Source organism: Micromonospora sp. CA-111912 (genome assembly GCF_050948415.1).
Taxonomy (GTDB): Bacteria; Actinomycetota; Actinomycetes; order Mycobacteriales; family Micromonosporaceae; genus Micromonospora.
Genome location: NZ_CP192007.1, coordinates 3,671,107 through 3,684,119, shown reverse-complemented (window position 1 = coordinate 3,684,119; position 13,013 = coordinate 3,671,107). Strand labels below are relative to the sequence as shown.

Below are 13,013 nucleotides of genomic sequence, written 5' to 3'. Positions count from 1 at the left end.
TGCTCCTCGCTTCGTCCGTCGACTGTCCTGACGGGGTCGACCTGGTCGGCCGGCGCGGCGCGGCGCGTCCTGTCCCGCCGGTTCACGCCATGCGCCTGGGGGTGCCGAGGGACAGCCCGGCGGGCGCGGCGGCCCGCTCCCGGGACTTCTTGCGCAGGTGCGCCACCCACCAGCCCAGTCCGCGGATGCCGCAGACCACGACCACCGCGAAGAAGAGCGTGTAGACGACGTTGAACAGCATCAGCACGCCGTAGACCATGGCCACCGAGGAGCCGAACATGAACTGGTTCATCGGCTTGGCCGGGGTGGTGCCCGGGTCGGTGATCATGTAGTTGGTGAACAGCACGAACGCCACACCGGTCATCACGCCGAGCGCGGAGAACAGCGCGACGTCCCAGATCCAGTGCCGGATGAACGCCTGGATGGCGAAGCCGCCGAGCCAGCCCACGATCAGCGGCACCTTGCGGGTCAGCAGCGCGTTGATCACGGTGCCGGCGGTGACGATGATGATCGGGATCATCACCCGGAAGTAGGTGTTGGCGTTCTCCGTGAACTCGTACGGCGGGGCGATGGAAATCCAGGAGCCGAAGCAGACCAGCGCCATGGTGATGCCGAAGTTCGACGGGTTCATGTAGTGCCGCATCCGGCCGTAGACCGGGGCCTGCAGGACGTACTTGCCGGTGACGCCGATGATCACGGCGAACGCGATCGGCAGGAACATGTCGTTGGCGTAGAGGAGCATGTTGCAGGCCAGCGCGGTGATGTGCGAGGGCAGCAGGAACTCGTAGACCCGGCGGCCACCGCCGCCGAGGAACCGGGGGGTCTCCTTCTTGGCCCAGGCCCGGATCAGCTCGAAGCTGATCTCGGCGGCGTAGGCGGTGAGCACCGCGAAGATGGGCCACAGCCAGGGCTGCTCGAAGCCGAGCAGGGTGTAGCCGAAGATGTTGAAGATGCTGATGGAGAGGGCGAAGTTGCGCAGGGCCAGGTAGCGGCGGTCGGGCTCCGGTTTGGCCGGAGTGGGGACGGCGCGGGCCGCGGGGGCGGTGTTGATGCTGGGGGGCGGGGCGATCGTGGTCATCGGTTCGGAACCTCCTCGACGCGGTCGGTCAGCACGAGGGTGTGCGTTCCGGCGGTGAGCTGCTGGCTGGTGCTGTGCTGCTGGCCGCCCAGGTCGCGCCAGCGCAGGTCGACGGTGACCGGGCCACTGTTGTTGCCGAGGCCGAAGTGGACCTCGAAGCTCCGCTTGCCGGCGTGGCCGCTGCCGCCGTCGAGCTGGGAGATCTGCTTGCGGCCGTCCGGCGTGGTCACCGTGACGGTGGCGCCGTAGGCCGGGGTGCAGAGCATCTGGCCCGCCGGGGCGCCGACTGCCGGCCGGTACAGCCGCAGGTTCAGGAAGTTGCCCTTGCTGGGCGCCTCGTTGACGTAGAACGCCGGCGGACCCCACTGCCGGGCCACCGCGAGGTCCAGGGCGCCGGTGCCCCGGGTGTCGGCGGTGGCGACGCCGCGGGTGGGGATCGGGACGTCGAGCCCGACCTCCTTGGTGATGTTGGCGAACTCGCCGCTGGCCGTGCGGGCGAAGAACGCCAGCGGCTGGCTGCCGGCGATGTCGTCGCCGGGCTGCAGGTTCGGCCACATCGCCGGGTTGGACAGCAGGTCGTCGTTCATCATGGCCATCTCCTGCAGCCACGGCCACCGGTTGATCTTGCCCTTGACGAAGCCGAGCGACTGGACGACCTCCAGGTCGCCGCTGTTGAGGAAGTCGCCGAACTTGATGTCCCAGCCCCAGCCGCTCCAGGCCATGCCCAGCGGCCGGGCCTCCTGGGTGAACGGGGCGACGCCCTTACCCAGCTTGGCGAGCATGTCGCGCTCGTCGCGGGCCCGGTTGATCCAGACGAAGTTGCTCTCCTCCAGGCCCCAGGCCGTGGTGATGTTGGAGACCACCATGTCGAAGCTGCCGTTGCGGTCCAGGTCACCGAAGTCGATGCCCATGCCCTTGAACGAGCCGTTGCCGAGCACGAACGACTTGGGCGTCGTCGGGGTGCGCTCCCCGATCGCCGCCTTGAACTTGATCCGGCCCGGCGAGGAGACGTTGTGCAGCAGGTGGTTGTGCCCGAAGTCGTTTGCGACGTAGACGTCCGGCAGGCCTCGCGCGGTCAGGTCGGCCGAGCCGAGGCCCAGCGTCCAGCCGGTGGACTTCTTGAACGGGACCGCCCCGCGTTCGGCCACGAACTTCACCGACGGGTTGTCCCCGGTGGTCGCCGAGTGCCAGCGCAGCACGTGCAGGCCGCCGCCGTTGGTGGCACTGGACAGGGTGTCGTTCATCTCGACGTTGTCCTGGCCCCGCGTGTTGAGCACGTCCGACTCGGGGAAGTAGTTCCCGATCACCACATCCGGCTTGCCGTCGCCGTCGAGGTCACTGACCAGGGAGGCGTTGGTGTGCCACTTGGGCCCGTGGTAACGGCCGTCCGGCGAGCTCTGCGGCAGCAGCTCCTGGCGCTGGTACGTCGCGTTGGACACCGTGGTGGCGCCGGCCTTGCGCAGGAACATGATCGGCACCCGGCCCCAGTAGGTGACCATCAGGTCCATCCGGCCGTCGAGGTTGTAGTCGCCCGGGACGCAGGCCATCGGTGCCATGGTGTCGTCGATCGGCAGCGGCGCCGCGTCGAGGATGAACGGCGTGAACTGGTCCTCCTTCGGCGCGGTGGGCGCGTAGGTGACGACCACGTGGTTGGTGCGCACGTCCACGAAGCACATGCTGTTGGCCCGGCCGTGGTCGGTGAGGTCGTTGAGCGCGATGCTCGCGCCGACCGATGAGATCCAGGCCCGGATCTTGTGGTACGACGGGTTGACGTCCCGGATCGTTCTCTTGGGCAAGCTGTCGTAGCCGTCCGGGTAGGCGATGGGCTGCTCGGTGAAGCGGTATCGTGTGGCGGCCTGCTCGGCACCGGCGACGGACACGCGGCTGTCAATGATGAAAAAGAGCGAGGCCGCGAGTAGAATCGCGACTATTCCTGGACTGAGCGAGCGTGCGCGTTGACCCAGCACGGTAAGGTCTCCTTACGACAGAGCCATCGACTTCTGCCAAAGCCGATGGCGTGAACAGGGCAGACGGCGCCGCCGCGGCGGTGATCCACGGGTCGGTGTCGTGGCGGCGCGCGGTTGGGGATGGGGAATTGTCGCCTGGCGGAACGAGTCCGCCGGCACGTCGGACCCGGCCGGTGGAGGGGCTCCTCCGGCCTTTTCAGCCGACGTGGCGAATCTGATTCCTGGGGTGCCTGGTTTCCTCCTGCTGCGGGCGGGGAAAGTGGATTAGGGCGACCGGATCGGGCCCAGGTTCATCGTGCGACTTCATCGTGCGACGGTGGCCCCGGACTGCGCTTCTTTCACATTGCTCCCGACGTTCTCCCAGCCTGCCGCCGTTTGGTTCGCGTTTAACGGACGGTTTGACGCGCCGGATCCCTTTAGGTCAATCTCGTCGCCTTGACCCGCTGTGTCCACCCGGGGGGCCGAAGACGGCAATATGGCGACTAACTGTGGACCGTGCGGTGGCTAGCGTGGGTTTCGGCGCTGCCCGGGCGCGCTGTCTTCGGGGATCACCCCGCCCGGGACCCGGGAAGAGAGGAAGCCGTCGTGTCTGTCGAGGGATTCTGGAAGGTGGCAGTGGCCACCCCGTTCGGCACCCGCCGTACCGAGCTCGAGCTGTTCAGCAAGGACGGTGTCCTACAGGGAATCTCGCGTGGTGAGAAGGAAACGCTCACCCTGAACGACCTCCAGCTGGAGGGCAACCGTTTGTCGTGGTACCAGTCCATCAAGAGGCCGATGCGGATGGACCTGGCCTTCGACGTGACGATCGACGGCGACGAGATGATCGGCACCGCCCGGGGCGGCCCGATGCCGGCCGCGAAGGTCAGCGGCCACCGCGAGCCGGCCGCCCAGCCGGCCTGAGCCGGCGCCCGCGTCGCCCGACCGCCCCCGGGGCCCGCCCGTCGGGGGCGGTCGGCACCGGAGCGGAACCCGTCGGGAGCGCGCCTCGGCCCTTCGGGGCCACGCTCCAACCCGGATATGTATTGACTTAAGTGCATTTATCATCAATGGTCTTGGGTACTCGACGCGGGAGCACCCATGACCGAACTGCCAGATGGCACCGAGCACCACCGTTACCTGATCATCGGCGCAGGTCCGGCCGGCCTACAGCTGAGCTACTACCTCCAGCAGGCCGGCAGCGACTACCTGACGCTGGAACGCACGGCCAGCCCCGGCGAGTTCTTCCGCCGGTTCCCCCGGCACCGCCGGCTGATCTCCCTGAACAAGGTGCACACGACGAGCACCGACCCGGAGATCCGGCTGCGCTGGGACTGGAACTCGCTGCTGCACGAGCCGGCCGATCTGCCGTTCTCCGACTACAGCCGCGAGTACTTCCCCCACGCGGACGACCTGGTCCGCTACCTGGGCGACTTCGCCCGGCACCACCAACTGGCGGTCCGCTACGACACCACCGTCGAACGGGTCGAGAAGACCGACGACGGCTTCCTCGTGCGGGCCGGCGGCCGACTGCTGCACGCCGACTGCGTCGTGGTGGCCGCTGGCTGGGGCCCTCCGAACGTCCCCGACGTGCGCGGCATCGAGCACGCGGTCGGATACGAGGACATGAGCACCGACCCGGCCGACTACGCCGGCCAGCGGGTGCTCATCCTCGGCAAGGGCAACTCCGCCTTCGAGACCGCCTCGGCGATCCTCGGGCACGCCGCCATGATCCACCTGGCCAGCCCCCGGCCGATGCGGCTGGCCTGGAACACCAAGCACCCCGGCGACGTACGGGGTCACCACGGCGCCGTTCTGGACAGCTACCAGTTCAAGACCCTGCACTCGGTGCTCGACTGCGTCATCGACGAGATCCGCCCGGTGGGCGACAGGTACGAGGTGCACCTGACCTACACCCACGCCGACGGCGAGACGGCCGTCATGGAGTACGAGACCGTGTTGCGCTGCACCGGCTTCGCCATGGACACCTCGATGTTCGCCGAGAACTGCCGCCCGGCGAGGGTGCCCAGCGGGCGGCTGCCGGTCACCCGGCCCGACTGGCAGTCGATCGACGTCGACGGGCTGTACTTCGCCGGCACGCTCGCCCAGGACCGGGACTTCAAGAAGGCGTCCTCGGCCTTCATCGACGGGTTCCGCTACAACCTGCGGACGCTCACCGCCCTGCTGCGCGAGCGGTACGAGGGCGCGCCGCTGCCGTACGAGAAGGTGGAGGCCGACGCCGAGGCGCTCACCGCGGTGGTGCTGGACCGGGTCAACTGGAGCTCGGCGCTGTGGACCCAGTTCGAGTTCCTCTGCGACGTCCTCGTCATCGACCCCGGCGCCGGCGGGGCCCGGCACTACCAGGACCTGCCCGAGGACCACGCGGTGCAGCGGTTCGGCGGCGAGAGCCACTACTACACGTTCTCGCTGCGCTGGGGCCGCGACGCGTACTCCGACGTGTTCGCCATCGAGCGGCACCCGCAGCCCGACCGGGCCGCCGAGAGCGCCTTCATCCACCCGGTGCTGCGCCGGTACCGGGGCGGGGAACTTGTCGAGGAGCTGCACCTGCTGGAGGATCTGCTGGCCGAGTGGCGCCGGCCGGACCGGCACGTGCAGCCCCTGCTCGACTTCTTCGCCGCGGATCTGGGGCGGTGACGCCTACCGGCGGACCATGACCTCCGACAGCGGCTTGCGGGTCAGCTCCGGGACGGTGACCCCCTCGACCGGGTAGCCGACCGGCATCACCACGTAGGCGCGCTCCTCGGCCGGACGCTCGCAGATCTCGTTGAGGAACCGCATCGGGCTGGGGGTGTGGGTGAGGGTGGCCAGCCCGGACAGGTGCAGGGCGGTGATCAGCATGCCGACGGCGATGCCGACCGACTCCTTGAGGTAGTAGGGCCTCGGGGTCTGCGGGCCCTGGTGGACCTCGAACACGACGATGACCACCGGGGCGGTCTCCAGGAACGGCTTCTGCCAGTCGGTGCCCATCGGGGCCACCGCGTTCAGCCACTCGGCCGAGGCGCGGCGGGTGTAGAACTCGATCTCCTCGGCCTCGGCGGCCTCCCGCAGCTGGCGCTTGCGCTCCGCGTCGGTGATCACCACGAAGCGCCAGGGTTGCAGGTTGGCGCCGCTGGGCGCCGTCGCGGCGGCTCGAACGGCCTCCTCGACGACGTCCAGCGGCACGGGTTCGGCCGAGAAGTGTCGCACCGACCGGCGGGCCGCCATCTGGTCGGCGAACGCCCGGGCGTTGCGGTTCATCAGCGTGGGTTCCAGCCTGTCCAGGTGGAACGGGGTGGTCGCGATCTGGTTCACGGAAGAGCCTCCATCGGCAGGTCGGGGGCTTCTCCAGCATTACCCACGGCACCCGCCGCTGGTTGCGCGGAATTGCCCAGATCGCCGAGCCGTGGACGGCACGGGTGGTGATGGCAACGCGGCCGGGTCAGCCCGCGGTCTGCTCCGCCAGGTGGTCGACGACGTCGGCGAGCGTCCCGCCCCGGCGGGCCACCGACCGCTGCTGCCGCGCCCCGGTGCCGTCGGCTCCCAGCCGCTCCAACCATCCCGCGACGAGGTCGTGCTCGCCGTGGGTGCGCAGCACCGGCTCCACCATGTCCAGCAGGTCGCGGGCCAGCGCCGTCGCGGGCCGCAGCCGGCCCGTGCGCGGGTCCACACCCTCGCCGTCCAGGCCGTCGCGGGCCGCCCGCCAGTAGGCCGCCCGCAGCAGCTCGCCGGCGACGTCCGGGGCCGGCTCGCCGGCTTCCACGGCCGCCGACAGGTGCACCACCAGCGCCCGCACCAGCGCCGCGTACCGCGCCGAGTCCTCGGCGGTGACGGCGGAGTCGGCGACCCGGACCTCCAGGGTCGGATGCCGCTCCGAGGGGCGGATGTCCCAGAAGATGGTGGCCCGGTCGACGAGGGCACCGACGTCGAGCAGCCGCTGCACCACCTCGTCGTAGTGCTCCGCCGAGTCGAACACCGGCGGCGGGCCGGCCACCGGCCACCGCCCCCAGACGGTGGTGCGCCAGCTCGCGTACCCGGAGTCCCGGTCGTCCCAGTACGGCGAGTTCGCGGTGAGGGTGAGCAGCAGCGGCAGGTACGGCCGCAGGTGGTTGCCGACCAGCACCGCCCGCTGCCGGCTCGGCATCTCCACGTGCACGTGCAGCGCGCACAGCGCCAGCTCGTCGTGCAGGCCCCGGTACGTCTCGTTGCCCCTGCTCTGGCGCGGGCCGACGGTCATCGGCGGCGGCACCACCCCGGCGACGGGGGCGGTGCCGGTGGCCACCACCCGCAGCCCGGCCGTCCGCGCGCAGTCCGCGACGACCTTGCGGGCCTCGGCGAGCTGGGCGGTCAGCTCGCCGAGCGTCTCGCAGGCGTCGGTGCGGGTCTCCAGTTGCAGGGTGGTGATCTCCCCGGAGACCCGCTCCCCGAGTAGCGCGGACGCCGCCCCGACGACCTCGGCGGCCCGGGGCGCCGGGGCCCGGGTGACGGCGTCGACGACCAGGAACTCCTCCTCCACCCCGAAGCGTGGCGGCGGCGTGGTCTGACGCGTGGTGAGGGTCATGGGGCGGTCGTCCTCCCGCTCACTGAGCCGGCGGCCACGAACGTGGACCGCCGGCGGATGGACAGCGGCGCGGGGACCGGGCGGCGCGCCGTCTCGACGCACCATTATGGACGGCAGGTCGGCGCTTGGGGAGCAGCGGCGCGCGTCAGAGGCGCGCGGGGACGCCCCGGTCCGCGGCGACGCGGCCCCGGCGCGGCTGCGCGAGCACTCCGGCGACCGTCGCGGCGAGCAGGGCGGCGCGGTCGGGCATCTGGGTGACGTCCACCCACTCGGTACGGGCGTGTGACCCGCCGCCCACCCCACCCAGGCCGTCCAGGGTGGCCACGCCCAGCGACCCGGTGAAGTTCGCGTCGGACGCCCCGGCGGCGTGCGCGGCCTCGATCGGCGGCAGGCCCAGCTCCCGGCCCGCCCGCCGGGTGATCTCCAGCAGCGGCGTCGCCACCGCCTCCTGCAGCGGGTACCGGTTGATCCCGCCGCCCACCACCAGCGCGGCGTCGGTGAGTCGGGGGGTCATCGCGTGGACCAACCGGTCCACCCGGTCGAGCTCCTCCCGCGTCCAGGCGCGCACGTCGACGCAGAACCTCGCCGACTCGGGCACCTGGTTGCTGATGCTGCCCGCGCTGAGCACCGTCGGCGTGACGCTGGTGCCCTCGGCGGCGAAGGCCCGCACGGCCAGGACCTGGTGGGCCAGTTCCACCGCCGCGTTCACCCCCCGGTGCGGCTCCACGCCCGCGTGCGCGGCCCGGCCGCGTACGGTGATCTCGTACATCGAGCCGCCCTTGCGGGCGACCTTGACCGCGCCCGTCTCCGTGGACGGCTCGCCCACCAGCACCGCCCGCGAGCGCCGGGCCTGCTGCTCGATCAGCGGCCGGGACGTCGGCGACCCGCTCTCCTCGTCGCAGGTGAGCAGCACCCCCACCCGGGAGGTGTCGGGCAGCAGCGACAGGGCGGTGACCATCTGGACGATGCCGGCCTTCATGTCGCACACCCCGGGGCCGGTGGCGATGCCGTCGGCGAGCGCGAAGGGCCAGTCCCGCACCGTCCCCTCCGGCCACACCGTGTCGTAGTGCCCGAGCAGCAGCACCCGCTGGTCGTCGGCCGGCCAGAGCAGATGCGGCAGACCATCGCGCATCACCCGCACGGCGGGGCGGCCCAGCACCGGGCTGATCCAGCTCTCCAGCAGGTCGGCGCAGGCGTGTAGATGACGTATCTCCCCGGGTGGGGATTCCTGGTGCACGAGTTGGCGAAGTCGGTCCACCAGGGCCCCGGCCTGTGCCAGGGCCCCCTGCCGCATGTCCATTGTGTCGACCATGGAGCCGATCGTGGCAGCGCCCCGTACGCAGCGGCAATACGCCTCCGTGCCCTGCTCGTGGCGCTCCGTGTCGGCCCAGGTGTCGGCCCTGGGGACGGCACGCTGGGAGAGATCGCCGCCTGCGTCGCCGGTCCGGACTGGGCACGCAGGAAGAAGCGGACGGGCGACCGGGCCGGCACCATGCGCAGCAGGACCGCGTTGCCGCCGGCCGCGGCCTGTCACGCCGAGGAGAACATGTGGCACACATCGATCTGGGTCTGGACGAGGCGGAGTACCCGGGGATCACCGGGCTCATGCGCTACCGGCCGGAGACCGCCGTCGCGCTCAACGCACTGGCCGAGGCGCTGCTGCACGCGCCGCACCCGACCCTCACGGCCGGGGAGCGGGAGCTGATCGCGGCGTACGTCTCCGGGCTCAACGACTGCAACTTCTGCTGCTCGTCGCACTCGGCGTTCGCCGCCGCCCAGCTCGACGGCGGCATGCCGCTGGTGCGGCAGGTCCGGGCGGACCTGGACACGGCCGAGGTGTCGGCGAAGCTGCGCGGCCTGCTGCGGATCGCGGCGGCGGTGCAGGAGAGCGGGCGGAAGGTGAGCGCGGAGCTGGTCGACGCGGCCCGCGCCGAGGGCGCCACCGACCTGGAGATCCACGACGCGGTGCTGATCGCCGCCGCGTTCTGCATGTTCAACCGCTACGTCGACGGGCTCGGCACCCGGCTGCCGGAGGACCCGGTCGCCTACGAGGAGACCGCGCAGCGGATCATGACCGGCGGGTATGTCGGCTCGGCCTGACCGGCGCGGACACCGGCGGGCGCGGGGGACGCGCCCGCCGGCACGGCGGGGCGCTACCGGGCGTTGTACGGCATGGTGGGGAACCAGCCGTAGTCGAACATGGCGGGCAGCCGCACGTCCCAGTAGACGACCATGAACACGCCCAGCGCGATCAGCAGCGCCCCGGTCACCGCGGCGGTGCGGGTGGGGCTGCCGGCCAGCCACTGGATGAACCGGCCCCGGGTGGCCACGATGATCAGCGCGAACAGCGCGGCGACGATGGCGATGTTGCCCAGCGACTGGAGCACGAACGCGCCCGCGCCGTAGAGCGGGTTCCCGGTGTCCACCGCCCAGTGGAACAGCTTGTTGAACAGCGGGTACGGCCGGCCGATGAGGAACCCGCCGACCAGCGCGCCGAGCACCACGACCCGGGCGACCGGGCGGTGCGCGAACGGGTCGGGCAGCGTCCCGAGCGCGGCCAGCCCGAGGTAGACGAAGGCGAGCCCGATCACGCCGAAGACGACCATCGACTGGATCAGGCGCACCGGCAGCCCGCCGACCGTGTCGGTGGACAACTGCGGCAGCCGGTCGCCGAGCAGCACGCCGACGAAGCCGTACACCGCGGAGACCGCCACCATCCCGACGGTGAGCCAGCCGACCGGCCGCAGCAGCCCGCGCAGCCCGGCCCGGGTGGCCCCGGCGCCGCCGGCCTGGCTCATCGGGCCGACCGCGGCGGCCATGGCGATGTTGCACGCCGTGAACGTGCCGGCCAGGCCGGAGACGAACGCGAACACCAGGCCCGCGACGGTGCCGCCGATGGCGGTGGCTTTCGCGTCGTGGCCCAGCAGGGTGTTGGCGACGTTGTCACCGATCACGTGGTCGACGAACTCGTACGACCACAGCACCGCGAGCAGGACTCCCGCCGCGACGCCGCCCAGGACGATCCGCCCGCGCGCCCGCGGGTGGGTGTGCGCGGCGACGTGGACCGCGCCTGCGCTTCCGGTGACAGTCATGGATGGATTGTGGGGACGGGTCAGCCCATTGGCTTCTTCCGTATTGCCGAATTCGCGCCGGGCCCGACGGCAGCCGTGGCGGCAGAACGGCAACCTCGAACAAGCGTCCACCTACCCGTATCGTCCATCGTGGACGTATGCCGGTCACCCCGCATCAGTGGCGCCGCGTCCGAACCTCCGTGCCCGTCGTCCTGGGGCGGCTGCTCGACCTCATCGAGGATGCCCCGCCCGACCGGGCCGCCACCGCCCACTGGACGGTGGCCGACACCATGGCCCATCTGTGCGGCGTCGCCGCGATGGGTCTGTCCCTCGTCCGGGAGACCCCGCCCGACCTTCCGGTGCCCGGCCTCCTCGACCTGCGTCGCCGTACCACGGTCGACACCATCTCGGTGATGAACGCCGAGGTGCTGCGGCAGTTCACCGAGCGGCGCCTGCCGGTCCTGGCCGACCGGCTGCGCGCCGACGTCGAGGAGGTGCTGCGGGCGGTCGGGGAGACCGGGCCGGAGCACGAGGTGTCCTGGCTGGGTGGCGCGCGGCTGCCGGTCACCGGGCTGCTGGCCCACCTGCTCAACGAGCTGAACATCCACGCCTGGGACATCGCCCGGGCGCTCGGGAGGCGTTGGGTCATCGACCCCGCCGACGCCGCGCTCTTCGTCGACCTGTTCCTGGTCGACATGACCCGCCGCAGCTACGGCCGGCTGCTGGACCGTGACGCCCCGGCGCGCCCGGGACGGATCTCGGTGAACTTCCGGCACCGCTTCGGCCCGGAGGTGACCCTGGCCCTGGTCGACGGACGGGTGTCGGTGGGGCCGCCGGACCCGCGCCCGGACGTCCGGCTCTCCTTCGACCCGGCCACCTTCACCCTGATGCTGTTCGGGCGGGTGCACCGGGTGCGCGCGGTGCTCGCCCGCAAGCTGTCCGTCGGCGGGCGGCGGCCCTGGTTGCTGCCCGCCTTCCTGCGGACCATGCGGATGCCGTCCTGAGCCGAAGGCCGTGGCGTCCCCCGGACCCGGCTCCGGGGCAGCCCCGCAATACGGAAGAAGTGTCCGCGCGGCGGCCGGTGCGACCGTGAGGGGGACAAGGTCCACGGACCGGAGAGCCTTCAAGGAGGAAATGGTGACGATCACTGAGACCCCCACGCGCGAGGAGATCCTCCGCCGGGTCGCCAAGGCCGAGCCGGTGCTCCGGGAGCACATCGCGTGGTCGGAGGAGAACCGGCGGCTGCACGAGGCGACGGTCGAGGCGATGGCCGAGGCGGGCATCTTCCGGATGCGGGTGCCCAAGCGGTACGGCGGCTACGAGTGCGACGGCGCCACCCTGGTCGAGGTCGGCGCGGCGCTGGGCCGCATCGACGGGTCGGTGGCCTGGGTGGCGATGGTCAACTGGATCCCCACGTACCTGGTCTGCATGTTCCCCGACGAGGTGCAGGACGAGGTGTTCTCGACCCCGGACGTGCGGGTCTGCGGCACCAACGCCCCCAAGGGCACCATGGTTCCGGTCGAGGGCGGGTACCTCCTCAACGGCCGGTGGCCCTTCGTCAGCGGCGCGCACCACGCGCACTGGATGGAGGCCGCGGCCGTCATCCTGCGCGAGGGCGCCGAGCCGGAGCCGGTCATGACCATGGTCCCGATGTCGGACATGCAGCTGATCGACGACTGGCACACCACCGGGCTGCGCGGCTCCGGCAGCATCACCACGGTGGCCACGGACGTCTTCCTTCCCGCCGAGCGGGTCATCCCGCTGGGGGCCGCGCTCGGCCCGGACACCCTGTCCGAGACCAACCGGAACATTCCCATCTACTCCACCCCGGCCACCCTGGTCGCCGCCGTCTCCGGCGCCGGCATGCTCGCCGGCCTGGCCAAGGCGGCGTGGGACAGCTTCTTCGAGCGACTGCCCGACCGGAAGATCATCTACACCGAGTACCCGAGCCAGGCCGAGGCCCCGCTGACCCACCTGCGGGTCGGCTCCGCCGCCCACAAGATCGACCAGGCGTTGTTCCACGCCCGGCGCATCGCCGAGGTCGTCGACCACAAGGCGTTCAGCGGCGAGGCGTGGACCATCGAGGAGCGGGTCCGGGCGCGCGCCGACCAGGGCGAGGCGGCCCGCCTGGCCAAGGAGGTCGCCGACATCTTCCAGATGGCCAGCGGCGGCACCTCCATCTACAGCGACGTGCCGATCCAGCGCATCGTGCGGGACGTCACCTCTGCCGCGCTGCACGGCCTCGTCGTCCCGGACGTCAACACCGAGCTGTACGGCCGGGTGCTGTGCGGGCTGGAGCCCAACACCCTCTACCTGTGACGCCTCGCGTTGCGGGGCTCTCCCACCGCCCCTGGTGGGAGGGC

General features: G+C 71.3%; 11 protein-coding genes. 5 read left to right on the top strand and 6 right to left on the bottom strand.

What is annotated here, in order from left to right:
• Positions 1-82 precede the first annotated feature (82 nt).
• Entirely contained in the window at positions 83-1,078 is a 996-nt protein-coding gene (locus ACQPZO_RS15255) for an enediyne biosynthesis protein (RefSeq protein WP_433341577.1), read from the bottom strand.
• Positions 1,075-3,045, bottom strand: a complete 1,971-nt coding sequence (locus ACQPZO_RS15250; protein ID WP_433341575.1) for a CRTAC1 family protein — start codon at positions 3,043-3,045, stop codon at positions 1,075-1,077. Before ACQPZO_RS15250 ends, ACQPZO_RS15255 begins: the two co-directional genes overlap by 4 nt.
• A gap of 585 nt (positions 3,046-3,630) precedes the next feature.
• Here ACQPZO_RS15250 and ACQPZO_RS15245 point away from each other — a divergent pair.
• Entirely contained in the window at positions 3,631-3,945 is a 315-nt protein-coding gene (locus ACQPZO_RS15245; RefSeq protein ID WP_433341573.1) for a hypothetical protein, read from the top strand.
• Positions 3,946-4,122: 177 nt separating this feature from the next.
• Positions 4,123-5,676, top strand: a complete 1,554-nt coding sequence (locus ACQPZO_RS15240; protein WP_433341571.1) for an NAD(P)-binding domain-containing protein — start codon at positions 4,123-4,125, stop codon at positions 5,674-5,676.
• A gap of 3 nt (positions 5,677-5,679) precedes the next feature.
• Here ACQPZO_RS15240 and ACQPZO_RS15235 read toward each other — a convergent pair whose 3' ends face one another.
• From ACQPZO_RS15235 to ACQPZO_RS15225, 3 genes are all read right to left on the bottom strand, one after another.
• Positions 5,680-6,279 (bottom strand): nitroreductase family protein, encoded by a 600-nt coding sequence (locus tag ACQPZO_RS15235; protein WP_433351012.1) that lies wholly within the window; start codon positions 6,277-6,279, stop codon positions 5,680-5,682.
• Between the two features lie 181 nt (positions 6,280-6,460).
• Entirely contained in the window at positions 6,461-7,579 is a 1,119-nt protein-coding gene (locus ACQPZO_RS15230) for a carboxylate-amine ligase (protein WP_433341570.1), read from the bottom strand.
• 145 nt (positions 7,580-7,724) lie between these two features.
• Positions 7,725-8,891, bottom strand: coding sequence for a M20/M25/M40 family metallo-hydrolase (locus tag ACQPZO_RS15225; RefSeq protein WP_433341568.1), 1,167 nt, complete (start codon positions 8,889-8,891; stop codon positions 7,725-7,727).
• A gap of 236 nt (positions 8,892-9,127) precedes the next feature.
• On the opposite strand from ACQPZO_RS15225, the gene ACQPZO_RS15220 reads away from it, so the two are divergent.
• Entirely contained in the window at positions 9,128-9,679 is a 552-nt protein-coding gene (locus tag ACQPZO_RS15220) for a carboxymuconolactone decarboxylase family protein (RefSeq protein WP_433341566.1), read from the top strand.
• A gap of 53 nt (positions 9,680-9,732) precedes the next feature.
• On the opposite strand, the gene ACQPZO_RS15215 is transcribed toward ACQPZO_RS15220, so the two are convergent.
• Positions 9,733-10,671, bottom strand: a complete 939-nt coding sequence (locus ACQPZO_RS15215) for a hypothetical protein (protein WP_433341565.1) — start codon at positions 10,669-10,671, stop codon at positions 9,733-9,735.
• A gap of 179 nt (positions 10,672-10,850) precedes the next feature.
• On the opposite strand from ACQPZO_RS15215, the gene ACQPZO_RS15210 reads away from it, so the two are divergent.
• Positions 10,851-11,654: a maleylpyruvate isomerase family mycothiol-dependent enzyme gene (locus ACQPZO_RS15210; RefSeq protein WP_433341563.1), complete on the top strand. Its 804-nt coding sequence runs from the start codon at positions 10,851-10,853 to the stop codon at positions 11,652-11,654.
• 130 nt (positions 11,655-11,784) lie between these two features.
• A complete protein-coding gene (locus ACQPZO_RS15205; protein WP_433341561.1) occupies positions 11,785-12,969 on the top strand; it encodes an acyl-CoA dehydrogenase family protein in 1,185 nt (394 codons plus the stop codon).
• Positions 12,970-13,013 lie beyond the last annotated feature (44 nt).

What these genes read in the sequence shown, in the direction of transcription:
- ACQPZO_RS15255 (WP_433341577.1), bottom strand. Translation starts at nt 1,078, where the DNA reads ATGACCACGATCGCCCCGCCCCCCAGCATCAACACCGCCCCCGCGGCC.
- ACQPZO_RS15240 (WP_433341571.1), top strand. Translation starts at nt 4,123, where the DNA reads ATGACCGAACTGCCAGATGGCACCGAGCACCACCGTTACCTGATCATC.
- ACQPZO_RS15235 (WP_433351012.1), bottom strand. Translation starts at nt 6,279, where the DNA reads ATGAACCGCAACGCCCGGGCGTTCGCCGACCAGATGGCGGCCCGCCGG.
- ACQPZO_RS15230 (WP_433341570.1), bottom strand. Translation starts at nt 7,579, where the DNA reads ATGACCCTCACCACGCGTCAGACCACGCCGCCGCCACGCTTCGGGGTG.
- ACQPZO_RS15225 (WP_433341568.1), bottom strand. Translation starts at nt 8,891, where the DNA reads ATGGTCGACACAATGGACATGCGGCAGGGGGCCCTGGCACAGGCCGGG.
- ACQPZO_RS15215 (WP_433341565.1), bottom strand. Translation starts at nt 10,671, where the DNA reads ATGACTGTCACCGGAAGCGCAGGCGCGGTCCACGTCGCCGCGCACACC.
- ACQPZO_RS15205 (WP_433341561.1), top strand. Translation starts at nt 11,785, where the DNA reads ATGGTGACGATCACTGAGACCCCCACGCGCGAGGAGATCCTCCGCCGG.